The 25,688-nt window shown below is 68.8% G+C and carries 21 protein-coding genes; 13 read left to right on the plus strand and 8 right to left on the minus strand.

Going from position 1 to position 25,688, the window contains the following annotated elements:
- The first annotated feature begins 116 nt into the window (after window positions 1-116).
- Complete coding sequence (locus M2351_RS12635) at window positions 117-1,064, plus strand: AEC family transporter (protein WP_264656402.1); 948 nt, start codon at window positions 117-119, stop codon at window positions 1,062-1,064.
- Between the two features lie 10 nt (window positions 1,065-1,074).
- Here the strand turns inward: M2351_RS12635 and M2351_RS12640 are convergent, their stop codons facing one another.
- Entirely contained in the window at window positions 1,075-3,855 is a 2,781-nt protein-coding gene (locus M2351_RS12640) for an ATP-dependent DNA helicase (RefSeq protein WP_264656403.1), read from the minus strand.
- A gap of 112 nt (window positions 3,856-3,967) precedes the next feature.
- On the opposite strand from M2351_RS12640, the gene mtgA reads away from it, so the two are divergent.
- A complete protein-coding gene (gene mtgA, locus M2351_RS12645; protein WP_264656404.1) occupies window positions 3,968-4,654 on the plus strand; it encodes a monofunctional biosynthetic peptidoglycan transglycosylase in 687 nt (228 codons plus the stop codon).
- A gap of 58 nt (window positions 4,655-4,712) precedes the next feature.
- Here mtgA and M2351_RS12650 read toward each other — a convergent pair whose 3' ends face one another.
- A complete protein-coding gene (locus tag M2351_RS12650; protein ID WP_264656405.1) occupies window positions 4,713-5,372 on the minus strand; it encodes a class I SAM-dependent methyltransferase in 660 nt (219 codons plus the stop codon).
- A complete protein-coding gene (locus tag M2351_RS12655) occupies window positions 5,365-5,808 on the minus strand; it encodes a hypothetical protein (protein WP_264656406.1) in 444 nt (147 codons plus the stop codon). Before M2351_RS12655 ends, M2351_RS12650 begins: the two co-directional genes overlap by 8 nt.
- Window positions 5,809-5,945: 137 nt before the next feature.
- Here M2351_RS12655 and M2351_RS12660 point away from each other — a divergent pair, with 137 nt between their 5' ends.
- Together M2351_RS12660 and M2351_RS12665 are read left to right on the plus strand one after the other, a co-directional pair.
- Window positions 5,946-6,290, plus strand: coding sequence for a winged helix-turn-helix transcriptional regulator (locus M2351_RS12660; protein ID WP_264656407.1), 345 nt, complete (start codon window positions 5,946-5,948; stop codon window positions 6,288-6,290).
- A gap of 161 nt (window positions 6,291-6,451) precedes the next feature.
- Window positions 6,452-6,853 (plus strand): response regulator, encoded by a 402-nt coding sequence (locus M2351_RS12665; protein ID WP_264656408.1) that lies wholly within the window; start codon window positions 6,452-6,454, stop codon window positions 6,851-6,853.
- Window positions 6,854-6,895: 42 nt separating this feature from the next.
- On the opposite strand, the gene M2351_RS12670 is transcribed toward M2351_RS12665, so the two are convergent.
- Window positions 6,896-7,219: a DMT family transporter gene (locus tag M2351_RS12670; protein ID WP_264656409.1), complete on the minus strand. Its 324-nt coding sequence runs from the start codon at window positions 7,217-7,219 to the stop codon at window positions 6,896-6,898.
- A 175-nt stretch (window positions 7,220-7,394) separates the two neighbouring features.
- Here M2351_RS12670 and M2351_RS12675 point away from each other — a divergent pair, with 175 nt between their 5' ends.
- Both M2351_RS12675 and M2351_RS12680 read left to right on the plus strand, forming a co-directional pair.
- Window positions 7,395-8,963 carry a lysine--tRNA ligase gene (locus tag M2351_RS12675; protein ID WP_264656410.1) on the plus strand — a complete coding sequence of 523 codons (1,569 nt, stop codon included), beginning with the start codon at window positions 7,395-7,397 and terminating at the stop codon, window positions 8,961-8,963.
- 466 nt (window positions 8,964-9,429) lie between these two features.
- Window positions 9,430-10,656 carry a DUF2336 domain-containing protein gene (locus M2351_RS12680; protein WP_264656411.1) on the plus strand — a complete coding sequence of 409 codons (1,227 nt, stop codon included), beginning with the start codon at window positions 9,430-9,432 and terminating at the stop codon, window positions 10,654-10,656.
- 27 nt (window positions 10,657-10,683) lie between these two features.
- Here the strand turns inward: M2351_RS12680 and M2351_RS12685 are convergent, their stop codons facing one another.
- Window positions 10,684-11,157: a hypothetical protein gene (locus M2351_RS12685; RefSeq protein ID WP_264656412.1), complete on the minus strand. Its 474-nt coding sequence runs from the start codon at window positions 11,155-11,157 to the stop codon at window positions 10,684-10,686.
- Window positions 11,158-11,428: 271 nt separating this feature from the next.
- On the opposite strand from M2351_RS12685, the gene mdh reads away from it, so the two are divergent.
- The 5 genes from mdh (at window position 11,429) to odhB (ending at window position 19,062) form a co-directional block, all read left to right on the plus strand.
- Window positions 11,429-12,397: a malate dehydrogenase gene (gene mdh, locus M2351_RS12690; RefSeq protein WP_014241628.1), complete on the plus strand. Its 969-nt coding sequence runs from the start codon at window positions 11,429-11,431 to the stop codon at window positions 12,395-12,397.
- Between the two features lie 213 nt (window positions 12,398-12,610).
- Window positions 12,611-13,807, plus strand: coding sequence for an ADP-forming succinate--CoA ligase subunit beta (gene sucC, locus M2351_RS12695; protein ID WP_264656413.1), 1,197 nt, complete (start codon window positions 12,611-12,613; stop codon window positions 13,805-13,807).
- Between the two features lies 1 nt (window position 13,808).
- Window positions 13,809-14,684 (plus strand): succinate--CoA ligase subunit alpha, encoded by an 876-nt coding sequence (sucD, locus tag M2351_RS12700; RefSeq protein WP_209766979.1) that lies wholly within the window; start codon window positions 13,809-13,811, stop codon window positions 14,682-14,684.
- 161 nt (window positions 14,685-14,845) lie between these two features.
- Entirely contained in the window at window positions 14,846-17,767 is a 2,922-nt protein-coding gene (locus tag M2351_RS12705; protein ID WP_264656414.1) for a 2-oxoglutarate dehydrogenase E1 component, read from the plus strand.
- Between the two features lie 41 nt (window positions 17,768-17,808).
- Complete coding sequence (gene odhB, locus M2351_RS12710; RefSeq protein ID WP_264656415.1) at window positions 17,809-19,062, plus strand: 2-oxoglutarate dehydrogenase complex dihydrolipoyllysine-residue succinyltransferase; 1,254 nt, start codon at window positions 17,809-17,811, stop codon at window positions 19,060-19,062.
- Window positions 19,063-19,330: 268 nt separating this feature from the next.
- On the opposite strand, the gene purD is transcribed toward odhB, so the two are convergent.
- Window positions 19,331-20,620, minus strand: a complete 1,290-nt coding sequence (gene purD, locus M2351_RS12715) for a phosphoribosylamine--glycine ligase (RefSeq protein ID WP_264656416.1) — start codon at window positions 20,618-20,620, stop codon at window positions 19,331-19,333.
- A gap of 57 nt (window positions 20,621-20,677) precedes the next feature.
- Here purD and xseA point away from each other — a divergent pair, with 57 nt between their 5' ends.
- On the plus strand, window positions 20,678-22,297 hold the full coding sequence (gene xseA, locus M2351_RS12720) for an exodeoxyribonuclease VII large subunit (RefSeq protein WP_264656417.1): 1,620 nt from the start codon (window positions 20,678-20,680) through the stop codon (window positions 22,295-22,297).
- Window positions 22,298-22,348: 51 nt separating this feature from the next.
- Here the strand turns inward: xseA and M2351_RS12725 are convergent, their stop codons facing one another.
- Both M2351_RS12725 and pyrC read right to left on the minus strand, forming a co-directional pair.
- On the minus strand, window positions 22,349-23,143 hold the full coding sequence (locus tag M2351_RS12725; protein WP_264656418.1) for a YkgJ family cysteine cluster protein: 795 nt from the start codon (window positions 23,141-23,143) through the stop codon (window positions 22,349-22,351).
- A gap of 3 nt (window positions 23,144-23,146) precedes the next feature.
- A complete protein-coding gene (pyrC, locus tag M2351_RS12730; protein ID WP_264656419.1) occupies window positions 23,147-24,202 on the minus strand; it encodes a dihydroorotase in 1,056 nt (351 codons plus the stop codon).
- A gap of 117 nt (window positions 24,203-24,319) precedes the next feature.
- On the opposite strand from pyrC, the gene hisS reads away from it, so the two are divergent.
- The gene (gene hisS / locus M2351_RS12735; protein ID WP_264656420.1) at window positions 24,320-25,669 is read left to right on the plus strand and encodes a histidine--tRNA ligase; all 1,350 of its coding nucleotides are present in this window, start codon (window positions 24,320-24,322) and stop codon (window positions 25,667-25,669) included.
- Window positions 25,670-25,688 lie beyond the last annotated feature (19 nt).

The raw sequence follows: 25,688 nt of genomic DNA on the forward strand, positions 1-25,688 counted from the left end.
CTGGTTGGGGCATTGCCAATCTTGCCCGTGCCTTCCCCCGCGTCAAGGGAGCCATGCCCAAGGTGGAGGTCCCTGTTGCTCGACAGTGGGCCGCCCTCCCCCTTAAGGTCAGCGCCATGTCGGTCGTCTTCAACGTGGCGCTCCCCGTCTTCGCCATCATCCTGGCGGGCGTCCTCTCCGGCAAGGCGAAGATCCTCGGCCCCGCGTCGTCGGAGGCGCTGAACAAATTCGTCTACTTCATGGCCCTGCCGCCGGTGCTGTTCCTGGGCACGGCGCGGCGGTCGCTGCCGGAGATCTTCAACGGCCCCTTCATCGGCGCCTTCCTGGGCTCCATGCTGGCGGTCTACGCGCTGGGCGCCATCCTCGGCCGGGTGATCCACCGGGAGCGGACGCAGATCCAATGCATGCAGGGGCTGAACGCCTGCTTCTCCAACACCGGCTACATGGGCATCCCGCTGTTCCTGGCCGCCTTCGGCCCGGACCACCTCGCCCCCGCCATCCTCGCCACCGTGATCATGAGCGCAATCATGGTCGGCATCGCGGTGATCTGGCTGGAGTTCGCCAACAACCGCGCCGATGGCCTGTCCAAGGCGCTGCGCGACGTCGGCCGGGCGCTGGCCAAGAACCCGCTGATCATATCCACCCTGCTGGGCCTCGCCTGGTCGGTGCTGCTGTCCGGCGTGCCGGTGCCGCGCCCCATCGCCACCTATTGCGACCTGATCGGCGCCGCCGCCGGCCCCTGCGCCCTGTTCGCCATCGGGCTGTTCCTCGCAACCCAGTCCATGAAGGCGAACCTTCTGGAGGTCGGCTGGATCAGCGCCCTGAAACTGGTCGTCCAGCCGGCGCTGTGCTGGCTGCTGATCCGCACGCTGTTCCCGCTGGATCCCTTCTGGGCCGGCTCCGCCATCATCCTCGCCGGCCTGCCGACCGGCGCCCTGACCTTCGTGGTGGCAAGCCAGTACCGCATCTACGTGGAGCGCACCTCGTCGGCGATCCTGATGTCGACGATCGCCAGCGTGGTGACCCTGTCCGCCCTGCTGGCGCTCTACGCGCCGGCGGGGTGAGGGCACCCGCTCACCACCCCCGCAAGAACTCCGCCGTCTCCGCCACCGCGTCCTTGATGCCCACCCGGCGCACCTCAACCCCCTCCGGAAAGGCGCCGAACAGGCGGCTTGGCATCATGGGGTCGAGCAGGACGAAGACGCCCGTGTCGTCGGCCCGCCGCACGAGGCGCCCAAACGCCTGCTTCAGCCGCAGCCGCGCGATCATGTCCTCGTAGCGCCGCCGCCCGAAGGCATCCCGCCGCGCGCGGTGCAGGATGTCCGGGCGCGGCCAGGGCACGCGGTCGAACACGATCAGGCGCAGGCTCCGCCCCGGCACGTCCACCCCGTCGCGCACCGCGTCGGTGCCCAGCAGGCAGGCGTGCTCCTCCCCCCGGAAGATGTCAATCAGGGTCGCCACGTCCAGCGGGTCGACATGCTGGGCGTAGAGCGGGATGCCCGCCCCGTCCAGCGGCTCCACGATGCGGTCGTAGACGGCGCGCAGGCGGCTGATCGCGGTGAACAGGCCGAGGCCGCCGCCGCCGGCCGCCTGGAACAGCGTGCGGTAGGCGGCGGCGACCTGCCCCAAATCGTCCTTGCGCACGTCGGTGACCACCATCACCCGCGTGCGGTTGGGGTAGTCGAAGGGCGAGGGCACCTGCGCGCGCAGCGCCGGCTTCGGCAGATGGCTGGCGCCGCTGCGGTCCTCGGCCGCCCGCCAGTCCAGCTCCACGTCGCCCGTGCCGTCGGTCAGCGTGGCCGACGTCACGACCATCCCGTGCGCCGGCCCGGCCAAAGCCTCCGCGAAGGGCACGGTCGGGTCGACCCAGTGGCGGTAGAGCCCCACGTCCACGTCGCGCCCGTCGATCCGCTCCACCGCGAACCAGTCCACGAACTGCGGCGGCGTCTCCACGGCCAGCGTCTTCAGCATCGACCGCCAGGCCTCCACCGTCAGCACGCCGCGCCGGGTCAGGCTGCGGGCCATGGCGTCGATCCGCCGGCGCTGGTCGCTGTCCAGCTCCGCCGTCTCGTCCTCCAGCCTTGCGGCGAGCCGCTTCGCCAAGCCCGCCAGCGGCTCCGCCAGCCGCACCAGCGCGCCCTCCAGCGCCTCGCCCGCCTCCAGCAGCCCGTCCACCGGATAAGCCTTGTCGGCCTCCAAACTGTACGGCCCGCCCTGCCCCGCCGTCCGCGCGTAGACCTGCCGGCGCGCCATCAGCAGGAACTTCTCCGTCGCCCCCTGCGGGTTGTCGGCGGACAGCCGCGCGCCCCAGCCCTCCGCCGGCAGCACGCGGGCACCCAGCATGACAGCGTCCATCAGCTCCTGCGCGCGGTCGTCGCTGGCGATCAGATCCTCGATGCGGCGCTTCAGCCCGCGGGCGCGGCTGCGCCCCTCCTCCGCGCCGAGCAGCCAGCGCCGCAGCTCCTGCGTCTCCCGCCCGGTCAGGTGCCCGGCGAAGGCGCCATCGGCCGCGTCGAAGACGTGGTGCCCTTCGTCGAAGACGTAGCGGCTGGGCAGCGTCGGCTCCTCACCCCCGCCCAGCGCCGCCTGCACCATGACCAGCGCGTGGTTGGCGATGACCACGTCGGCCTTGCGGGCGCGCCGCACGCTCTTCTCGATGAAGCAGCGGGCGTAGTGGTCGCAGGCCGAATAGATGCACTCGCCCCGCCGGTCGGCGAGGCCCAGCGTCCGCGCCCGCCCGGCGATGTCCACCAGCCATCCCGGAAAGTCGCCGCCGGTCAGGTCGCCGTCGCGCGTCGCCGCAGCCCAGCGCGCCATCAGCCCCACCCCCACCGACCCCCCACCAGAAACCGATGGCGGCTGCATGGGCAAGCCGCGCACGGCCTCCTCCAGGTTCAGCAGGCACAGGTAGTTCTCGCGCCCCTTGCGCAGCACGACCTTGCGCGCCTTGGTCGCCGGCTCGGGATAGAGGCGGTCCAGCTCCGCGTCGATCTGGTGCTGAAGGTTGCGGGTGTAGGTGGAAATCCACACCGTGCCGCCGTTCTTCTCCGCCCACACCGTGGCCGGCGCGAGGTAGCCCAGCGTCTTGCCGACGCCCGTCCCGGCCTCCGCCAGCACCACGTTCGGCGTGTCCGGGGCGGTGCGCGGGGCGAAGGCGGCGGACACGGCGCTGGCGTAGTCGGCCTGCTGCGGCCGCGGCTCCGCCATCTTGCCGGGCACGGTCGCCGACAGCATCTCGGCCAGCCGCCGTCGCGCCTCGTCGGGCTCCACCGGGTGGTGGGCGGGCGGCGGCTCCGGCGGGCCGTCCTGCCATTCCTTGATGCGCGTCCAGACGCGCAGGCCGGAGCGTCCGGCCCCCTTCTCCGGCCCGTCCGGCTTGCCGAGCGCGGCCAGAACGGCCGGCGCCCAGGGCCAGCCGGCCCGCCCCATCTCCCACGCAAACGCCACCGGATCGGACGCTTCCTCCCGCCCCGGCGCGCCCAGCAGGCCGAGCAGCCGCCGCACCGCCCGTTGCAGCGCCAGCGCGTCGGCGTCCAGCCCGTCGGGGATGGGCAGGTCCAGCGCCTCCGCCAGCCCGCGCGGGGTCGGCACGCAGAAGCTCGCCGGCTTCACGAAGGCGAACAGCTCCAGCACGTCGAAGGCGGTGAAGGGCTCCATCCCCAGTCGCCGCGCCATGGCCCGCGCGTGGCAGACCAGCGGCGGCTGGCGGCGCACCCGCATCGCCACGGCGGCGGGCGACAGCTCCTCCACTTCGCCGTCGGCGGTCAGCAGCACGACCTGCCGCGCGCCGGCCACCAGCGCGGGCGCGTCGTCGAGCCTGAAGGAGGGGGGAGGCGGCGCGAAGGTCGGATCCATGCGGCGCAGTATAGAGGCCCCCGGCCCGCCAATGCGAGGAACAAGCTCGTGTTGACCTTACGGCCCCGCCCGCCCGACAGTGGCGCCCCGCCCACGGTCGGAGCTTGACGGCATGCACTTTTCGTTGCGGCGCATCCTGCGCGGACTGGTGGCGCTGGTCCTGGGGCTGGCGGCTTTCAGCGTCGGCTGGGCGGCGCTCTACCGCTTCGTGCCGGTGCCGGCCACGCCCCTGATGCTGATCCGCGCTGTGGAAGGCGCCGGGCTGGAGCACGACTGGGTGCCGCTCTCCGCCATCTCCCCCCACCTCGCCCGCGCGGTGATCGCGTCGGAGGACACGCTGTTCTGCGGCCACGGCGGCTTCGACTGGGTGGCCATCGAAGGCGCCTTCGAGGACAACGAGGAGGGCGCCCGCCTGCGCGGCGGCAGCACCATCAGCCAGCAGACCGCGAAGAACGCCTTCCTCTGGCCCGACCGCAGCTGGACCCGCAAGGGTGTGGAGGCCTGGTTCACCCTGCTGATCGAGCAGCTCTGGCCCAAGCGCCGCATCCTGGAGGTCTACCTGAACAGCATCGAATGGGGCGACGGCGTCTACGGCGCCGAGGCCGCGGCCCTCCACCATTTCAAAAAGCCCGCCTCGTCCCTGACCCGCCGCGAGGCCGCCCTCCTCGCCGTCGTGCTGCCGAGCCCGCGCAAATGGTCCCCGAATCCGCCCGGCGCCTACGTCGCACGGCGCGCGGGGATCATCGAGCGGCGCATGGCGATCGTGGAAAGGGATGGGCTGGCGGAGTGTGTGCGGTGAGAGCCCGTGAGAAAACAAACACCCTGAATCATCAATTCCGCCTTCATGCGCCCGAGGTTCAAGCCTCCGCCCGCCCCATGACCGCACCCACCATCCCATCCAGAAAACTCTGCGCCTGGATGTCCCGCAACCCCGCCGCTTCGAACAGCCCGACGCCGTCCTCCAGCGCCACCGTTCGCGCGCTGCGGGACCATTGGACCAGGGCGGCCTTGGAAAAGCCGGTCAGTCCCCAGGCGGCGGCGCGTTCCGGCGCCAAAACCAGCAGGTTGGGCGTGGGGAACAGGGCGGACACCGTGCCACCGCCGCGAGCGGCGCGGACCATGCTGCGCAACGCTGCCACACGGTCGGACACGACGTTCAACAGGGACGCCGCCAGCACGAGATCGAACCGCCCGGCGGCAACCGGCAGGTCCGGCAGGCTGCCCGCCAGGATGGTCGCGGTGGGCGTGCCGGTCACGCGGCGGCGGGCGCTGCGGACCATGGCGGGGGAGCGGTCGATGCCGGTCACACCGCAGCCCCGCTCGGCCATCGCGCGGCACAGGGCGCCGGGGCCGCAGCCTACCTCCAGCACGCTGAGGCCTGGGCGCAGGCCGGTCCAGTCGACCCAGGACCGAAGCATCCCGCCGTACCAGGGCAGCGCGTCCAACGTGGCGAACAGGCGCGGCGCGTCCGCCGCCAGCAGGGCCAGCAGGCCGATGCGATGCAGCGCGTCACGCATGGTCGACTCCCAAGGGGCTGGTCCGCAGGGGGCCGGCCCGCAAGGCTGACGCTGCGGACGGCCGCGGGCGGACCAGCAGCAGGGCGATGGCAAAGACGGCGGCGTTGACCATCGGAAAGGCCGCAGCGTCCAGCGGCACGGCACCGGCGGCGACGTGGAAGGCGCCGGTCGCGAAGTCGATCGCCTGGATCGCCACCATGCCGTCCAGCCACAGGCGATGGCGCGGCAGGTCGCGCAGGATCATCAGCATCACCGCGCCGTACACCAGGAACCAGGCCGACAGCATGGCCAGGATGTAGTTGACCCCCTGACTTGGGACGGCGATCCCCATGGTCTCGTACATGGCGGTGGGGAAACCGAGAAAGGCGATCCCGAGGATCAGTTGCGAAACGCCGACGAGAACAGTAACGGCGCAGGCCGCGCGGGCTTTCAGCATGGATTGCGGTCCTTCCGGAGTGGCGGCCCTGTGGCAGGTCGCGGGTTGACGCGACCATAGCCACCACGCTATCCATTCGGATAGTAGGTACCTTTTGGTAACTATGAAACAGTCGTTCGACCGGGACAGGATGCCGCATGACCGATCAGCACGAGGCCCAGCACGAAACTGCGGACTGCACGCCCGAATGCCCGGTGGCGCGCACCGCCGCGATCATCGAAGGGAAATGGACCACCCTGATCGTGCGCGAACTGCTGCCCGGCACGAAGCGGTTCGGCGAGATGCAGAAGGCGCTGCCCGGCATCAGCCCCAAGGTTCTGACCGAACGGCTGCGCATGCTGGAGGATCAGGGGCTCGTCGCCCGGACCGTTCACCCCTGCGTGCCGCCGAAGACCGAATACACCCTCACCCCGCTGGGGCTGGAACTGCGCGGCGTGATCCAGGCGATGGCCGAGTATGGGATGCGGCTGGGCAACCGCTGAGCGGCGCGCGCCATCCGAAAGCTGGGCCGTTCACCAGCGACCAAAAGTGGTGACTCCCCCCGAAATCTCTCTTGATGCCCCGGAACGCCCGGGATCCCGGCCTGTTCGCTGTCAACAACGCCGACGCGATAAGTCGGATGGTCAGAGGCGGGAGATAGCTTATGAAAGTGATGATTGTGGAGGACGACGCCCTGGCGGCGTTGTCCGTCGAAACCGTTCTGCGGTTCTGCGGGCATCAGGTGGTCGGGCCTTTCGCCTCGACGGCCGAGGTCATGCGCGCCGATCACGGCGGGCGGATCGACTTGGTTCTGATGGACATCAACCTGGAAGGACAATCCTCTGGGTTGGACTGCGCCCGCGTGCTGCACAAGCGCTACGGCCTGCCCGTGGTGTTCATCAGCAGCGACGGGGAGCGGGCCCGATCCGGCCGCGACGTGGCGCTCGGCTCCATGACCAAGCCCATTTCGGAAACGACCATGATGACCGGAATCAAGGCGATCGAGCAGATGCTCCGCGGCAAGACGCCGGCGCACCTGCCGGCCGGCCTTGAGGTGTTCCACTGACGAGCTGTTCCATGACGGAAAGGCGAAGGCGCGCGACGTGGCTCACGCCCCGCCGCCCGCCATCCGCAGGCTGACCACCCCCGCGACGATCAGCAGGATCCCGGCGAGCTTCAGCAGGCTGGCCTGCTCCCCGAAGACCCAGATGCCGATGGCGGCGATGGTCGCCGTTCCCACGGCCGACCAGATGGCGTAGGCGACGCCGACCTCGATCTCCTTCAGGGCCTGGGCCAGCATGGCGAAGGCCACGACGTAGCAGGCCACCACCGCCACGCTCGGCCACAGGCGCGTCATGCCCTCGGACATCTTCATCGACACGGTGCCGACGATCTCGAAGGCGATGGCGACGGTCAGGTAGAGCCAGCTCATTCCGGTCCTCGACGGGAACATTCCCCTCCCGGATCTGCGCGCTCCGTCCCGTTTGGGCAAGTGCGATCAACGTCGTAACGGGCCGCCACCGCATCGGCCGGCGGTTGACGGACGGCCTCGTCCGCCCTAGGGTCCCTGGCTTTCTCACAGATTTCGAGTTTGAAGGGGCTCTACCATGACCGGCGAGCGGGAACTGGCGTTGCAGGCAAAGGCGTGGCCGTTCGAGGAGGCGCGCAAACTCGTCGCGCGCTTCGCGAAAGCGCCGCCGGCCAAAGGCTACGTCCTGTTCGAAACCGGCTACGGCCCCTCGGGCCTGCCGCACATCGGCACTTTCGGCGAGGTGGCGCGCACCACCATGGTCCGCCAAGCCTTCCAGCGGATGAGCGACATCCCGACGAAGCTCTTCTGCTTCTCGGACGACATGGACGGCCTGCGCAAGGTGCCGGACAACATCCCGAACAAGGAGTTGGTCGCCGCCAACCTCGGCAAGCCGCTGACCCAGGTCCCCGACCCGTTTGGCACGCACGAGAGCTTCGGCGCGCACAACAACGCGCGCCTGCGCGCCTTCCTCGACGGCTTCGGCTTCGAGTACGAGTTCCAGTCCTCCACCGACTGGTACAAGTCCGGCCGTTTCGACGACGCTCTGCTCGGCGTGCTGCGCAACTACGACGAGATCATGGCGGTGATGCTGCCGACGCTGGGTGAGGAGCGTCAGCAGACCTACAGCCCGTTCCTGCCGGTTTCCCCCTCCAGCGGCCGCGTCCTCCAGGTGCCCGTCCTTGAGCGCAACGTGGAGGCCGGCACCATCGTCTTCCAGGACGAGGACGGCAAGAAGGTCGAGGTTCCCGTGACCGGCGGCCACGTCAAGCTGCAGTGGAAGCCCGACTGGGGCATGCGCTGGTACGCGCTGGGCGTGGACTATGAAATGTACGGCAAGGACCTGATCCCGTCCGCGGAACTGGCCGGCAAGATCGTCAACATCCTCGACGGCACCGCGCCGCAGGGCTTCAACTACGAGCTGTTCCTGGACGACAAGGGGCAGAAGATCTCCAAGTCCAAGGGCAACGGCCTGACCATGGAGGAATGGCTGGCTTACGCGCCGCCGGAAAGCCTCGCCCTCTACATGTTCCAGAAGCCGAAGTCGGCCAAGCGCCTCTACTTCGACGTGATCCCGCGCGCGGTGGACGAGTATCTGGCCTTCGTCGCCAAGCTGCCGGTGGAGGAGCCGGCCAAGGCGCTGGAGAACCCGGCCTGGCACATCCACAACGGCACGGCGCCGGCGGTGCGTTCCGACGTGTCCTTCAACCTGCTGCTGAACCTGGCGGGCGCGGCGAACGCCGAGACCAAGGACGTCATGTGGGGCTTCATCAGCCGCTACGCGCCCGAGGCGACGCCGGAGAACAGCCCCTTCCTGGACAAGCTGGTCGGCTACGCCGTCCGCTACTACCAGGATCTCGTGAAGCCGACGAAGCAGTATCGCGCCCCCACCGACGCCGAGCGCGCCGCGCTGGAGGATCTGCTGAAGCGGCTGGAGGCCCTGCCCGCGGACGCCGCCGGCGACGTCATCCAGAACGAGGTCTTCGCCGTCGGCAAGGAGCATGGCTTCACCGAGCTGCGCGCTTGGTTCCAGGCGCTCTACGAGGTGCTGCTGGGCCAGACCACCGGGCCGCGCATGGGCTCCTTCATCCAGCTCTACGGCCTGGACGAGACCAAGGCGCTGATCCGCGGGAAACTGGCCGCCTGACGGCGCAATTACGCATCAGAACACAACCGCAGGCCGGCCGAAACGCCGGCCCGCGGTGTTTTGGGAAGACTTCGGGGCCGGCCGTCCAGAGTTCGCCGTGTCCTCGTTTCGGCTGCAACAATGCCGGACTTCGATCGTTCGTGTTTCCACCAATCGCCGCCGCTGCCCCGCATCGTGCAAACCGGCGAGTTCCTGCACAGACCGTGTGCAAACAACATTTTATTCCGCCACCGCCATGCGCACGCTGCACTGCACCAATACCAACTTGGTATTACCATCGCCGGGGCCTGCGGACTAATATCTCTCTCGTTACTGCTTTTGCAGTGCGTTTCCTCCCTAAACTCTCAAAGGCCGCGCCCTCACGGGCTGCGGCCTTTTTTTCTGCCGGAATGCTCCTCGGTGACAAAATCGGGCCGCAGGCCGGCGCATTAGCGCCCCGTTAACCGGCGTGGCGTTGGATGAGCCCATGCAGTCGCGCAAGGCCAGCGCGGCGCGACCCGGGCCGGCGGGCGCGCCGGACCCGGATGAAGACGGCACCTCGCGGGATTCCGGCGACGGCGTGGCGCCCGAATTGCTGGATTACCTGTTCGAGACTCCCTTCTCCCAACGCCCCTCCCCCGCCGCGGTCGGCCGCCGGGTCGGCACGGCCCTGGTCGAATCGCGGCTGGCCGGCATGGGCGACGCCAGCGTTCGGGTCCTGCTGGCGCGCAAGCTGTGCCGCCTGCTGCCCGACCTGCCGCCGGACGACCACGACACCGTGACCACGGTCGCGTTGCGCGCGCTGGAGCAACTGACCCGCGACCACGTGACCCATGTGCGCGCGGCGCTCGCCACCGCCATGAAGGACATCGCCTGCGCGCCGCCCTCGGTCGTGCGGTCGCTCGCCCGCGACGTCGAGCGGTCGGTGGCGGAGCCAATCCTGCATTACTGCGCCGGCCTGACCGATGACGACCTGCTGGACATCGTCGCCACCCACCCCGCGGGCTGGGCGCTGACCGCCATCGCCCAGCGCGACCGGGTCAGCGGCCCGGTGTCTTCCGCCATCGTCGGGACGGGCGATCCCGAGGCGACCGGCGTGCTGCTGGACAACAACGGCGCCATCATCCCGGAGGACACGCTGGAGGCGCTGGTGGAGAACTCCGCCAGCCGGCCCCGCGACTGGCAGGAACGGCTGGCCCGCCGACCCGCCCTGCCCCGGCGCCTCGTCCTCCGCCTCGCCGACGTCGTGGACGCCTCCGTCCTGGACTTGCTGCTCACCCGCGCCGACGTCGACGTCGCCACCGCGGCGGAGGTCGCCGCTGTCACCCGACGCCGCGTGGACTGGGTCGAGGAGCGTGACGCCACCGAGTCGCCGCAGCGCCGCGCCCTGCGCCTGCACAGCCGGGACGGGCTAGACGAGACGGTGCTGGGCGACGCCCTGTCCTGGAACGAAGTGGATTTCGTGCGCGCGGCGCTGGCCCTGCGCGCCGTCGTCCATCCCACGGCGGTGGACGACATCCTGGCGTCGGGCGACCCGCGCGCCGTGACGGCTCTGGTCTGGCGAGCCGGCTATTCCATGCGCTGCGCCATGCAGGTGCAGGCGCGCGCCGCCGCCATCCCGCCGCGCGCGGTGCTGAACGCGCGGCAAGGCACCGCCTACCCGCTCTCGCCGGCGGAGATGGTCCGGCACCTCGCGCTGTACGGGGTGCAGTGAGGGACCGCACCCCGCAGAACGGTCTTGTTACTGCTGCGGAGTGATCCCCGCGGGGCGGCGCGAGCGGCGGTCGCCCGGCATCGGCTCGCGCGGACCGCCGGCCGGGCCGTAGAGGTCGGGGTTGTAGGGCGGGTTGGCGTTGGTGTCGGTCATCTTCGGCGGGGTGACGATCTCCTCCCCGGTGCCGGCGTCGAACTGGATCACCGCCTGTTGGCGGACCTGCTCGCAGATCTCGCGCTTGCGGGCGATCTCCGGGTTGGTGCCCTGGCTGAAGGCCCAGAGCGGCGCGACGATGCCGCTGCGCTCCCCCGACGGGATCGACGTGAAGGTGTAGTTCATCACGACGCGGCAATAGGACAGCGTCGCCGCCGGCTGCGCGTCGATGACCGGAGCCTTGGCAAGGGCCGCGTCATAGTCTGCGACGGTTTGTCCCAGCGCCGCGCCGCCTCCGCCGAGGGCCAGGACGGTGGACAGGAAAAAGGCCGGTGCGAAGCGGCTCATGCTCGGAATCTCCCGTTTGGAACAATCGTCATCAAAGCGTGAAAAGTGTAGCGGATCGACGGCCGAACGCCAAATTCCTGTTTGCGGTTCCGGCCATTCGCCGTAATCGATGCTGAGTTCCGCGACCGTGCTTGCGGTCACGCTTGCCCTCGGCGCGGAATCGCGCTAGGAACCGGCCTCGAAATCTCAGGGCGCTGGATCCCTAGGACGCTAAACTCAATCGGTTCTGTCCTCCGCTGAATGGGGGACGCTCACGCTTAGGGAACGCTCCATGGCTCGCAAGAAGATTGCGCTCGTCGGCGCCGGCCAGATTGGCGGCACGCTGGCTCTGCTCGCTGCTCAGAAGGAACTCGGCGACGTCGTCCTGTTCGACATCGCGGAAGGCATGCCGGAAGGCAAGGCCCTCGACCTCGCCGAAACCTCCCCGGTCGAAGGCTTCAACGCCAAGCTCAGCGGCGGCAACGACTATTCGGTCATCGAGGGCGCCGACGTCGTGATCGTCACCGCCGGCGTGCCGCGCAAGCCGGGCATGAGCCGCGACGACCTGATCGGCATCAACACCGGCGTCTGCCAGACCGTCGGCGAGAACATCAAGAAGTACGCCCCGAACGCCTTCGTCATCGTCATCACGAACCCGCTGGACGTGATGGTGTGGGTGCTTCAGCAGGCGTCCGGCCTGCCGCCGGAGCGCGTGGTCGGCATGGCCGGCGTGCTCGACTCGGCCCGCTTCCGCTACTTCCTGGCCGATGAGTTCAAGGTCTCCGTCGAGGACGTCACCGCCTTCGTGCTGGGCGGCCACGGCGACACCATGGTCCCGCTCGTCCGCTACTCGACCGTTGCCGGCATTCCGCTGCCGGACCTGGTCAAGATGGGCTGGACCACGCAGGAGAAGCTGGACGCCATCGTGCAGCGCACCCGCGACGGCGGTGCGGAGATCGTCAAGCTGCTGAAGACCGGCTCGGCCTTCTACGCCCCGGCCGCGTCCGCCATCCAGATGGCCGAGTCCTACCTGAAGGACCAGAAGCGCGTCGTTCCGGTCGCCGCCTACCTGACCGGCCAGTACGGCCAGAACGACCTCTACGTCGGCGTCCCGACGATCATCGGCGCCGGTGGTGTCGAGAAGATCATCGAGATCGACCTCTCCGCCGAAGAGAAGAAGATGTTCGACCACTCGGTCGACGCTGTGAAGCAGCTCGTCGAGGTGGTCAAGAAGCAGCAGGCTGAGAAGGCCGCCTCCTAAGGCGGCCTGTTTTCTGTCTGCTCTTGGCCTGCGGCTTTATTGCCCGGGACGGACGATTGCACCGTCCGTCCCGGGTGGTACAGTAACCGCGGTCCTGCGCGCCAAAGGGCGTAAGCCTTTCCTTGGTCTTTCGCCTTTGCGCGCCGGCATGCAGGAAACGCCTGCTCTTATTCCGCCCATCGTCAGCCGACCAAAAAAACAGATGGACGCCCGATGAATATCCATGAGTACCAGGCCAAAGGCCTGCTGAAGAAGTACGGCGTCGCGGTTCCCCGCGGCGGCGTCGCCTACACGCCTCAGGAAGCCGAGACCGTGGCCCGCGAGCTGGGCGGCCCGGTGTGGGTCGTGAAGTCCCAGATCCACGCGGGCGGCCGTGGCGCCGGCCGCTTCAAGGACAACCCCGAGGGCAAGGGCGGCGTCCGCGTCGTCAAGTCCATCGAAGAGGTCGGCAAGAACGCCGGCGAGATGCTGGGCCACGTCCTGGTCACCAAGCAGACCGGCGCGGAAGGCCGGGAAGTCAAGCGCATCTACGTCGAGGAAGGCGCGGACATCAAGCGCGAGCTGTACCTCGGCCTGCTGATCGATCGCGCCACCGGCCGCGTCACCATCATGGCCTCGACCGAAGGCGGCATGGAGATCGAAGAGGTCGCCCACAACACGCCGGAGAAGATCATCAAGGTCGCCGTCGATCCGGCGACCGGCGTCCAGGGCTTCCACACCCGCAAGATCGCCTTCGCGCTGGGCCTGGAAGGCAAGCAGGTGGGGGCCGCCGCCAAGTTCATCACCGCCGCCTACCAGGCCTTCATCGACCTGGACTGCGCCATCGTCGAGATCAACCCGCTGATCGTCACCGGCGCCGGCGACATCCTGGCGCTCGATGCCAAGATGAGCTTCGACGACAACGCGCTGTTCCGTCACAAGGACGTGGAAGAGCTGCGCGACGAGGCCGAAGAGGATCCGGCGGAGATCGAGGCGGCCAAGCACAGCCTCAACTACGTCAAGCTCGACGGCAACATCGGCTGCATGGTGAACGGCGCCGGCCTGGCGATGGCCACCATGGACATCATCAAGCTGTACGGCGGCGAGCCGGCCAACTTCCTCGACGTCGGCGGCGGCGCCACGAAGGAGCGCGTCACCGCGGCCTTCAAGCTGATCCTGTCCGACCCGAACGTCGAAGGCATCCTGGTCAACATCTTCGGCGGCATCATGCGCTGCGACGTCATCGCCGAAGGCGTGGTCGCCGCTGCCCGCGAGGTGCACCTGCACGTTCCGCTGGTCGTCCGCCTGGAAGGCACGAACGTCGAGCTGGGCAAGAAGATCCTCAGCGAGTCCGGTCTGCCGATCCTGTCGGCCGACAACCTCGCCGATGCCGCCGACAAGGTGGTCAAGGCCGTGAAGGAGGCCGCGTAAGATGGCTGTTCTCGTCGATAAGAACACGAAGGTGATCTGCCAGGGCTTCACCGGAGCCCAGGGCACCTTCCATTCGGAGCAGGCGATCGCCTACGGCACGAAGATGGTCGGCGGCGTCACCCCGGGCAAGGGCGGCACCAAGCACCTCGACCTGCCGGTGTTCGACACGGTGGCCGACGCGGTCGAGAAGACCGGCGCCAACGCGTCGGTGATCTACGTGCCGCCGCCCTTCGCGGCCGACGCCATCCTGGAGGCGATCGACGCCGAGATCCCGCTGGTGGTCTGCATCACCGAGGGCATCCCGGTGCTCGACATGGTCCGCGTCAAGCGCGCGCTGGGCAACTCCAAGACCCGTCTGATCGGGCCGAACTGCCCGGGCATCATCACGCCCGACGAGTGCAAGATCGGCATCATGCCGGGCCACATCCACAAGCGCGGCAAGATCGGCATTGTCTCGCGCTCCGGCACGCTTACCTATGAGGCGGTGGCGCAGACCACGGCCGCCGGGCTGGGGCAGACGACCTGCATCGGCATCGGCGGCGACCCGGTCAACGGCACCAACTTCGTGGACAGCCTGGAGCTGTTCCTGAAGGACCCGGAGACCGAGGGCATCATCATGATCGGCGAGATCGGCGGCGACGCCGAGGTCAAGGGCGCGGAGTTCATCAAGGACTCCGGCACCAAGAAGCCGGTGGTCGGCTTCATCGCCGGTCGCACGGCGCCTCCGGGCCGCCGCATGGGCCATGCGGGTGCGGTGATCTCCGGCGGCAACGACACCGCCGACTTCAAGATCGAGTTCATGAAGTCGGCCGGCATCACCGTCGCCGACAGCCCGGCCAGCCTGGGTTCCACCATGCTCAAGGTCTTCAAGGGCTGATTTAGGCAGGCAAAAGCGGGGGACTTGCTCCCCCGCACGCCCTGCCACGGGTCCGGTGGCCCTTGGATCCCGCGAAACATGGGATCCAAGGGCCGCTTGCCCCCGGCAGGGACGAATAAAAACACTCAGAGGGAACCGGGCGAAACGCCCGAGGCAATGACATGTCGGTCAATCTGGAGAAGACCTCGTTCCTGTTCGGCTCGAACGCCGAATATGTTGCGGAGTTGTACGCGCGCTTCCTGAAGGACCCCTCCTCGGTGGATCCGAGCTGGAACGGCTTCTTCAAGGAGCTGGACGACGACTCCCGCGCCGTGCTCACCGAACTGAACGGCCCGTCCTGGGGCCTGGAGGACGGTCTGGGCAACGGCACGCTGGACCCCGTCGCGGCCTCGTTCGAGGCGCCGGCCCCTGGCCCGGCCAACGGCAACGGCGCGCTGGTCGCCCACACCCAGCAGGTGTACGGCGGCATCAGCCACCAGCAGCTGCGCGCGGCCACGCTGGACAGCATCCGCGCCCTGATGCTCATCCGCGTCTACCGCGTGCGCGGCCACATGAACGCGCATTTCGACCCGCTGCAGCTTGAAAAGCGCGAGCCGCACCCGGAACTGGACCCGGCGACCTACGGCTTCGGCCCGGGCGACATGGATCGCCCGATCTTCCTGAACTATTCGCTGGGCCTGGAATCGGCGTCGCTGCGCCAGATCCTTGAGATCCTGCAGAAGACCTACTGCGGGAACATCGGCGTCGAGTTCATGCACATCCAGGACCCGGAAGAAAAGGCCTGGATCCAGGAGCGCATCGAGGGCGGCCGCAACCACACCGACTTCACGGTGAACGGCAAGCGCGCCATCTACGAGCGCCTCATCGCCGCCGAGGGCTTCGAGAAGTTCCTGCAGCTGAAGTACACCGGCACCAAGCGCTTCGGCCTTGAGGGCGGCGAGTCGATGATCCCCGCGCTGGAGCAGATCCTGAAGCGCGGCGGCCAGCTCGGCCTGCGGGAAGCGGTCGTCGGCATGGCCCACCGCGGTCGCCTGAACGTGCTGACCAACTTCATGGGCAAGCCCTTCGCAGCGGTCTTCTCGGAGTTCCAGGGCAACCCGTCCAGCCCGCAGGACGTGCAGGGCTCGGGCGACGTGAAGTACCACCTGGGCACCTCGTCGGACCGCGACTTCAACGGCAACATCGTCCACCTGTCGCTGACCGCCAACCCCTCGCACCTGGAGTGGGTGAACCCGGTCGTGCTGGGCAAGGTGCGCGCCAAGCAGGCGCAGCGCCATGACCTGGAGCGCGAGCAGGTGATGGGCGTGCTGATCCACGGTGACGCCGCCTTCGCCGGCCAGGGCATCGTGGCCGAGACGCTGGGCCTGTCGGAGCTGCGCGGCTACCGCACCGGCGGCACCATGCACTTCATCATCAACAACCAGATCGGCTTCACGACGAACCCGACCTACTCGCGCTCGGGCGTCTACTGCTCCGACATGGCGAAGATGGTGCAGGCGCCGATCTTCCACGTGAACGGCGACGATCCGGAATCGGTCGTCCACATCAGCCGCATCGCCACCGAGTTCCGCCAGAAGTTCAAGCGGGACGTCGTGATCGACATGGTCTGCTACCGCCGCCATGGTCACAACGAGGGCGACGAGCCGGGCTTCACCCAGCCGCTGATGTACAAGAAGATCCGCGCCCACGCGACCACGCGCGAGCTGTACGCCAAGCAGCTGGTGGAGGAGAACGTCCTCACCCAGGCCGAGTCCGACCAGATGGTCCAGGACTTCATGAAGAAGCTGGAAGGCGAGTTCGAGGCCGCCAACTCCTTCAAGCCGAACAAGGCCGACTGGCTGGAAGGCAAGTGGTCGGGCTTGGAGGCCGCCAAGACCGACGACGAGCGCAAGGGCAACACCGGCGTGGCGCTCGACGTGCTGAAGGAAGTCGGCTTCAAGCTCTGCGACTATCCGAAGGACTTCGCGATCAATTCCAAGATCGCCCGCCAGCTGGAGGCCAAGAAGAAGTCCCTGGAGACCGGCGAGGGCATCGACTGGTCGACCGCCGAGGCGCTGGCCTACGGCACGCTGCTCGTCGAGGGCAACGGCGTCCGCCTGTCGGGCCAGGATTCCGGCCGCGGCACCTTCTCGCACCGCCACGCGGTGATGTACGACCAAAACAACGAGAACAAGTACATCCCGCTGAATCACCTGCGTCCGGACCAGGGCCCGTTCGAGGTGCACGACAGTCCGCTGTCCGAAGCGGCCGTCGTCGGCTTCGAGTACGGCTATTCGCTGGCCGAACCGCACAGCCTCGTGCTGTGGGAAGCGCAGTTCGGTGACTTCGCCAACACCGCCCAAACCATCATCGACCAGTTCATCTCGTCGGGCGAGTCGAAGTGGCTGCGCATGTCGGGCCTCGTCATGCTTCTGCCGCACGGCTACGAGGGCCAGGGTCCGGAGCACTCCTCCGCCCGTCCGGAGCGCTTCCTGCAGATGTCGGCCGAGGACAACTGGCAGATCTGCAACCTGACGACCCCGGCGAACCTGTTCCACGCCTTCCGCCGCCAGGTCCGCCGGCCGTTCCGCAAGCCGATGGTCCTGTTCACGCCGAAGTCGCTGCTGCGCCACAAGCTGTGCATCTCCTCGCTGGCGGAGCTGGCCGAGGGCTCGCATTTCCGCCGGGTGATCGGCGAGACGGCGCCGGCCGAGCTGCTGCCGGCCGAGCAGATTCGCCGCATCGTGGTCTGCACCGGCAAGGTCTACTATGACCTGCTGCAGGAGCGCGCGGCGCGCGGCATCAAGGATGTGGCGATCATCCGCCTGGAGCAGCTCTATCCCTTCCCCCGCTCCGCCCTGACCGAGGAGTTCGCCCGCTATCCGAACGCCGAGGTCGTGTGGTGCCAGGAGGAGCCGGAGAACCAGGGCTACTGGACCTTCGTCGACCGCCGCCTGGAAGGCGCTTTGATGTCGATCGAGCACAAGGCGCGCCGCCCCAGCTACGTTGGCCGCATCGCCGCCGCGTCGCCGGCCACCGGCCTGCTGAAGCGCCACAACCAGGAGCAGGCCAAGCTCCTGGAAGACGCCCTGACCATCCGCTGACCCACGCCCAAGCGTAAAACAAGAAAGATCAAGAGGAACAAATGGCTACCGAAATCAAGGTCCCCACGCTGGGCGAGTCGGTCTCCGAGGCCACCGTCGCCCGTTGGCTGAAGCAGGTCGGCCAGCCGGTCGCCGCCGACGAGCCGCTGGTCGAACTGGAGACCGACAAGGTCACGCTTGAGGTCAACGCGCCGGCCGCCGGCACGCTGGCCGAGATCGTCGCTCCGGAAGGCGCGAACGTCGGCGTCGCCGCCCTGCTGGGCGTCATCGGCGAGGGTGCGGTTGCCGCCGCGGCCCCGGCCGCCGCCGCGCCGGCCGCGGCCGGCGCTGCCGCCCCCGCTCCGGTTGCCGCCGCTCCGGCGGGCGCTTCCGTCGCGGCTCTGGCTGACGCCGGCCCGGCCGCCCGCAAGCTGGTCGAGGAGAAGGGCCTCGACGCGTCGAAGATTGCCGGCTCCGGCAAGGATGGCCGCATCACCAAGGGCGACGTGATCGACCACGTCGCCAAGCCAGCGGCCCCCGCCGCCGCGCCGGCCGCCGCCCCGGCCCCGCAGAAGTACCAGTGGACCGCCGGCACCGCCGGCGACCGCCCGCGCGCCGCGCAGGAGGAGCGGGTCCGCATGACCCGCCTGCGCCAGCGCATCGCGGAGCGCCTGAAGGAGGCGCAGAACAGCGCCGCCATGCTGACCACCTTCAACGAGGTGGACATGACCAACGTCATGGCGCTGCGCAACGAGTACAAGGACTACTTCGAGAAGCGCCACAAGGTGCGGCTCGGCTTCATGTCCTTCTTCGTGAAGGCCGCCATCCAGGCGCTGAAGGAGATCCCGGCCGTCAACGCCGAGATCGACGGCACCGACGTCGTCTACAAGAACTACTACGACATCGGCGTTGCCGTCGGCACGCCGCAGGGCTTGGTGGTTCCGATTGTCCGCGACGCCGACAAAATGGGCTTCGCCGACATCGAGGGGAAGATCGGTGAACTGGGCAAGAAGGGCCGCGACGGCAAGCTGTCGATGGACGAGCTGACTGGCGGCACCTTCACCATCTCCAACGGCGGCGTCTACGGTTCGCTGATGTCGACCCCGATCATCAACCCGCCGCAGTCGGCCATCCTGGGCATGCACAAGACCCAGGAGCGTCCGGTCGTCGTCAACGGGAAGATCGAGATCCGCCCGATGATGTACCTGGCCCTGTCCTACGACCACCGCATCATCGACGGCAAGGAAGCGGTCACCTTCCTCGTGCGCATCAAGGAGTGCATCGAGGATCCGCGCCGCCTGCTGCTGGACGTGTGATTTTAAAAGTCTGATCGCAAAGGGAAGCGGAAGGGAACTCTTCTTCCGCACCCGCTCGCCGGGGGCCTCTGGCCCTCGGTCTCCTGAAGGCGCCGCAAGGCGCCTTTTCTTTGCCCGAAACGCCTCGGTGGTGCCGTTAAAGCGGATTGCAATCCGCTTTGGACCGCGACGGCGGGCCCGGCCGCTCATGCGGCCGAAGCCCGACCGGCGAATGAGGTCATATGAATCTAAAGCGAATGCATGAATCTAAAGCGAATGCAAATTCGCTTTAGCGCCCCACCGCCCGCCAGCCGATGTCGCGGCGGCAGAAGCCGTCCGGCCAGTCCAGCGCGTCCACGGCCGTGTAAGCCCGCGTCTGCGCCTCCACCACCGTCGGGGCCAGCGCCGTCACCCCCAGCACGCGGCCGCCCGTCGACAGCACCCGGCCATCCTCCGCGCGCTTCGTGCCAGCGTGGAAGACGGTGACGCCCTCCACCGCGTTGGCGGCCTCGATGCCCCGAATCTCCGTGTTCTTGACGTAGTCGCCGGGGTAGCCCTTGGCGGCCATGACGACGCACAGTGCGGTCTGGTCGTGCCAGCGCAGGTCGATGTTCTTCAGCTGACCGTCGGCCGCGGCGACCAAGGCAGCCAGCGCGTCGGACTTCAGGCGCATCATCAGCGTCTGGCATTCCGGGTCGCCGAAGCGGACGTTGAACTCCAGCGTCTTCGGCACCGGGTTGCCCGCGGCGTCCTTCACGATCATCAAGCCGGCGAACAGCACGCCCTTGAAGGGACGGCCCTCCGCGGCCATCCCCTTGACGGTCGGCTCGACGATCTCGCGCATCACGCGGGCCTGGAGGTCCGGCGTCAGCGCCGGCGCGGGGGAGTAGGCGCCCATGCCGCCGGTGTTCGGGCCAGTGTCGCCGTCGCCCACCGCCTTGTGGTCCTGGGCGGAAACCAGCGGCAGCGCCGATTCGCCGTCGCACAGCGCGAAGAAGCTGACCTCCTCCCCGTCCAGGAACTCTTCCACCACCACTTCCGCGCCAGCGGCGCCGAAGCGGCCCTCGACCAGCGCCTCGTCAATGGCGGCGAAGGCCTCCTCCTCCGTGCGGGCGACGGTCACGCCCTTGCCGGCGGCAAGCCCGTCGGCCTTCACAACGATGGGGGCGCCGTTCTTGCGGACGAAGTCCTTGGCGGCCTCCACCTCCTTGAAACGGCCGTAGGCGGCGGTCGGTACGCCGTACTTGGCCAGGATGTCCTTCATGAAACCCTTGGAGCCTTCAAGCTCCGCCGCCGCCGCGCTGGGACCGAAGGCCTTGATGCCGATCGCCGTCAGCTTGTCCACGAGACCGAGGACCAGCGGCCCCTCCGGCCCGACGACGACGAAATCGATCGCGTTGTCACTGGCAAAGCGGACCAGCGAGTCCACATCCTCGGAACCGATGGCGACGCACTCCGCGACGTCCGCGATTCCGGCGTTGCCGGGGGCGCAGTACAGCTTGTCGCAGAGCGGCGAGTTCTGAATGGCCCAGCACAGCGCGTGCTCGCGCCCACCCGACCCGACGACCAGGACTTTCATGGCACCCCGTCCTTCCACGCTTGTTGCCGACACCGCGCCTTGTATCATGGTGCCGCCATGACTCAAGACCTTGATACGACCCCGCCCCTGATCGCGCCCGAACCACGCCCCGGCTCCAACCTGCCGGAGTTCACGGTCGGCGACCTCGCCCGGCGCCTGAAGCGCACGATCGAGGACGAGTTCGGCTTCGTCCGGGTGCGCGGGGAGATCTCGCAGCCCAAGAAGCACAGTTCCGGCCACTGCTATCTGCGGCTCAAGGACGACACGGCGGTGATCGAGGCGGTCTGCTGGCGCGGCACCGTGTCGAAGCTGGCCATCCGCCCGGAGGAAGGGCTGGAGGTCATCGTCACCGGCCGCATGACCACCTACCCGGGCCGCTCGCAATACCAGCTGATCATCGAGTCGATGGAGCTGGCCGGCGAAGGCGCCCTCCTGAAGATGCTGGAGGAGCGGAAGAGGCGCCTCGCGGCGGAAGGGCTGTTCGACGCCGACCGCAAGAAGCCCATCCCCTTCCTGCCGGACGTCATCGGCGTGATCACCTCGCCCACCGGGGCGGTCATCCGCGACATTTTGCACCGGCTGCACGACCGCTTCCCACGCCGGGTGCTGCTGTGGCCGGTCGCCGTGCAGGGCGAGCGCGCGGCGGCTGAGGTGACCGCGGCGATCGAGGGCTTCAACCGCATCCAGCCGGGGGGGCGTGTGCCGCGGCCCGACCTGCTGATCGTCGCGCGCGGCGGCGGCTCGCTGGAGGACCTGATGGCCTTCAACGAGGAGAATGTGGTCCGCGCCGCGGCGGCCAGTCGCATCCCGCTGATCTCCGCCGTGGGGCACGAGACCGACACCACGCTGATCGACTTCGCCTCCGACCGCCGCGCGCCGACCCCGACCGCGGCGGCGGAGATGGCCGTGCCGGTGCGGGCGGAGCTGCTGGCCCAGGTGCTGGACGACGAGCGGCGCCTGCTCGGCTGCGCCAACCGCCTGATCGCGGAGCGACGCACACGGGTGGAGGGGCTCGCCCGCGGCCTCGGCGACCCGCGCGCCCTGCTGGAGGGCCACGCCCAGCGGCTGGACGACCGGGCGGAGCGGCTGACGCTCGCCGCCGCCACTCTTCTGGAGCGCCGCCGTACGCGTGTTGGAGAGTTGGGCGCGAAGCTTCGCCACCCGCGGGAGAAGCTGATGCAGGCCGGCGAGCGGCTGGCGTCGGAAAGCCGCGCGCTGGACGGCGCGCTGCGCCAAGCGGTGATGGCCGCGCGCGGCCGGTACGAGCGCGTGGGCGCCCGACTGACGCTCTCCCCCGTCCGCATCAAGGTCAGCGAGGGCGGCCGGCGGCTGGAGGACCTCAAACCCCGGCTGGACCGCAGCTACGGCAAGTCCGTGGAGGACCGGGGGGCCAAGCTGAACGCTATCGGGCAGCTGCTGGAAAGCTATTCCTACAAGGGCGTGCTGGCGCGAGGCTTCGCGCTGGTGGAAGCGGCCGACGGGAAGCCGCTGACCAGCGCGGCGCAGGCCACGCCGGGCTTGTCCGTCTCACTGGTCTTCGCCGACGGCAAGGCCGCCGCGACGGTGGACGGCGCGCCGAAGGTGGAAGCCGCGCCAGCGCCGAAGCCCAGGGCGGAGAAGCCCAAGGCGGAGCCGAAGAAGCCCGCGCGCGCGCCGGTGCAGGGAAGTTTGTTCTAGCGTTTGGGGGGAGTGGTGGCCCAACGCCACCACTCCCCCCCAATTAGGTATTCAGATCACCCCCTGTCCCACCAACCGCTCCCGCTCCGCGCGGATCATCGCCGTGTAGGTCAGGCCCAGCCGCGCGCGGCGGCTCTCCGGTGGAGGTGCCAGCACCGGGAAGGGGGACTCGCCGGCCAGCCAGCGGTCGAACAGGGTCGGGTCGCAAAGCGCGGTGTGCAGGCCTAGCGACAGTTCGGTCGGCTCCACGCTCAATCCGCGGGCGTCCAGCGCCAATTCCACCGCGACGAGGACGGCGCCGGCCAGCGGTTTCGGCTCTTGCAGCACGGGGACCGGCTTGTCGCCAGGGCGGAGCGTGCCCTTGTTGCGGAATTCCCGCTCGCAGGCTGTGCGCAGCAGCGACAGGTGGGAGCGGCAGGGGATCGGCCGCGCTGCGTAGGCCGTGCACAGGCCCGTCTTGCGGTCCAGCATGGCGCAGGGAATGCGCGCCGCGCGCCGCTCCGCGTGGCCGAGGGCGGCGATGCGCGGGGCGTCCTGGTCCAGGCGGCGGCGCAGTTCGGCTTGCCGCTCCGGCGCCCAGGAGGTGACGGCGTCAAACATGCCCAACAGCTCCGCCGGGCCGACGGCGATGTGCTGGTGGCAGCAGAAGGCACAGCCGGACTTGCAGCCGACGCGCCGGCCGGACGTCGCCACATCCGCCGCGATGCCGTCGATCAGGCCTTGCGCCGCTTCATGCCCGGCGCGGATGGCGGCCAGCACGCCCTCGCGCGTCGGGCATTCCCCCAGAGTGTCGAGGGTGACGCCGTAGGCCTTGGCGATAAGGCCATCGAGGCCGCCCGCCGCCACTGGTCAGGCCGCCCCGGCGAAGGACCAGCGCGTGGTCTCGCCGCTGCGGAAGGGCAGCACGGCGTCGCCGTCGGCGGTCAGCACGATGTCCGGCGTGGTCGACTCCGTGCGCTCCAGCACGACCTTGTCCTCGGCGACCGGCAGGCCGTAGAAGCGCGGACCGTTCAGGCTGGCGAAGGCCTCCAGCTTGTCCAGCGCACCCGCCTGCTCGAAGGCCTCGGCGTAGAGTTCCAGGGCGTTGGCGGCGGTGAAGCAGCCGGCGCAGCCGCAGGCGCTCTCCTTCGCGGTGACGGCGTGCGGGGCGGTGTCGGTGCCCAGGAAGAACGGCCCCTCGCCCGACGTCGCGGCCTCCAGCAGGGCCACGCGATGCGTCTCGCGCTTGGCGATCGGCAGGCAGTAGAGGTGCGGGCGGATGCCGCCCTGGAAGATGTGGCTGCGGTTGATCAGCAGGTGGTGCGCGGTGATGGTCGCTCCCACCCGACCGGAGGTAGCGTGGTCGCACACGAAGGCCACGGCCTCGGCCGTGGTGCAATGCTCCAGCACCACGCGCAGGGTCTTGTGCCGCTCCAGCAGCGGGCTCAGCACTTTGTCGATGAACACGGCCTCACGGTCGAAGATGTCGACGTGGGCGTCGGTGACCTCGCCGTGGATCAGCAGCGGCATGCCGATCTCGGCCATGCGCTCCAGCACGCCGGCGATCTTGCCGAGGTCGGTGACGCCGTGCGCGCTGTTGGTGGTGGCGTTGGCCGGGTAGAGCTTGGCCGCGGTGAAGACGCCGTCCTGGAAGCCCTGCGCCAGGTCGTCGGCGTCGGTGCCGTCGGTCAGGTAGGCGGTCATCAGCGGCGTGAAGGACATGCCGTCCGGCAGGGCCGCCAGGATGCGCTCCCGATAGGCCACGGCGTCGGCCGCCTTGGTCACCGGCGGCTTCAGGTTCGGCATGATGATGGCGCGGCCGAACTGGCGGGCGGTGAAGGGCAGCACGGCCTTCAGCATGGCGCCGTCGCGCAGGTGCACGTGCCAGTCGTCGGGACGGCGAAGGACGAGGCGATCGGTGGGCATGGCGGCTCCGGCGCGGACAAGAACTGGGGTTGCCGGTGTTCTAGCCCCTTCCGGCCTTGACGGAAAGCCGCTAAAACCGTGCCCTTCCGTGAGATCTTCGAAGCCGGACCCGCGCCGATGAGCCTGATCACCCCCCGCACCCCGCCCGGAACGATGGAGCTGCTGCCGCGCCAGCAGGTGGCCTTCCAGCGTCTGCTCGACACCATCCGCCGCGGCTACGAGCGGTTCGGCTTCGTCCCCGTCGAAACACCGGTCTTCGAGACGGTGGAAACGCTGCTGACCAAGTCCGGCGGCGAGACGGAGAAGCAGGTCTATTTCGTGCAGTCCACCGGCGCGATCCAGCAGGGCCACAAGCCGGACATCGCGCTGCGCTTCGACCTGACCGTGCCGCTCGCCCGCTATGTGGCGGAGCATGAGCGCGACCTCGCCTTCCCCTTCCGCCGCTACCAGATCCAGCGCGTCTACCGCGGGGAGCGTGCGCAGCGCGGCCGCTTCCGCGAATTCTACCAGTGCGACATCGACGTGATCGGCAAGGACAGCCTGTCGCCGCACTACGACGCGGAAATCCCGGCGGTCATCTACCACGTCTTCCGCGAGCTGGACTTCGGCGGCTTCACCATCAACGTGAACAACCGCAAGGTCCTGCTGGGCCTGCTTGACGGGCTGGGCGTCGACGACGCCGAAAAGCGCGTCCTGGTCCTGCGCGAGATCGACAAGCTGGACAAGATCGGCCGCGACAAGGTGCGCGACAGCCTGACGGGCCTCGGCATGGCGCCGGACGCCGCGGAGAAGATCCTGTCCCTGATCGACGCCAAGGGCACGAACGAGGAGACGCTGGCCGCGCTGAACGCGCTGGGCATCGAGAACGAGACTTTCCGCCAGGGCGTGTCGGAGCTGACCACGGTCATCGAGGGGCTGAAGGCCTTCCAGGTGCCGGACGGCGTGGTGCGCATCAACCTCGCCATCGCGCGCGGGCTCGACTACTACACCGGCACGGTCTACGAGACCTTCCTGAACGACCATCCGGGCATCGGCAGCGTCTGCTCCGGCGGCCGCTACGACAATCTGGCGAGCCACTACACCAAGTCGAAGCTGCCGGGCGTTGGCATCTCCATCGGGGCCACGCGCCTGTTCTACCAGCTGATGGAAGCCGGCATCATCAAGGACGGCGGCGCCACGGCCGAGGTGCTGGTGACCCAGATGGACCCGGCGCTGTCCGCCGACTACTACGGTCTGGCGACGACGCTGCGCGCGGCCGGCATCAACACGGAAATCCAGCTGGACGGCGGCAAGATCGCCAAGCAGATGAAGTACGCGGACCGCGCGGGCATTCCGGTCGTGGTCCTGATGGGATCGGACGAGAAAGCCCGCGGCACCGCCACCCTGAAGCATCTGGTCAAGGGCGAGCAGGTCGAGGTGCCGCTGGATCAGATCGCGGAGAAGGCGAAGGCGTTGCTGGGGCGGTAATCGGATGAGGGGGCGCTGC

Source organism: Azospirillum canadense (genome assembly GCF_025961225.1).
GTDB lineage: Bacteria > Pseudomonadota > Alphaproteobacteria > Azospirillales > Azospirillaceae > Azospirillum > Azospirillum canadense.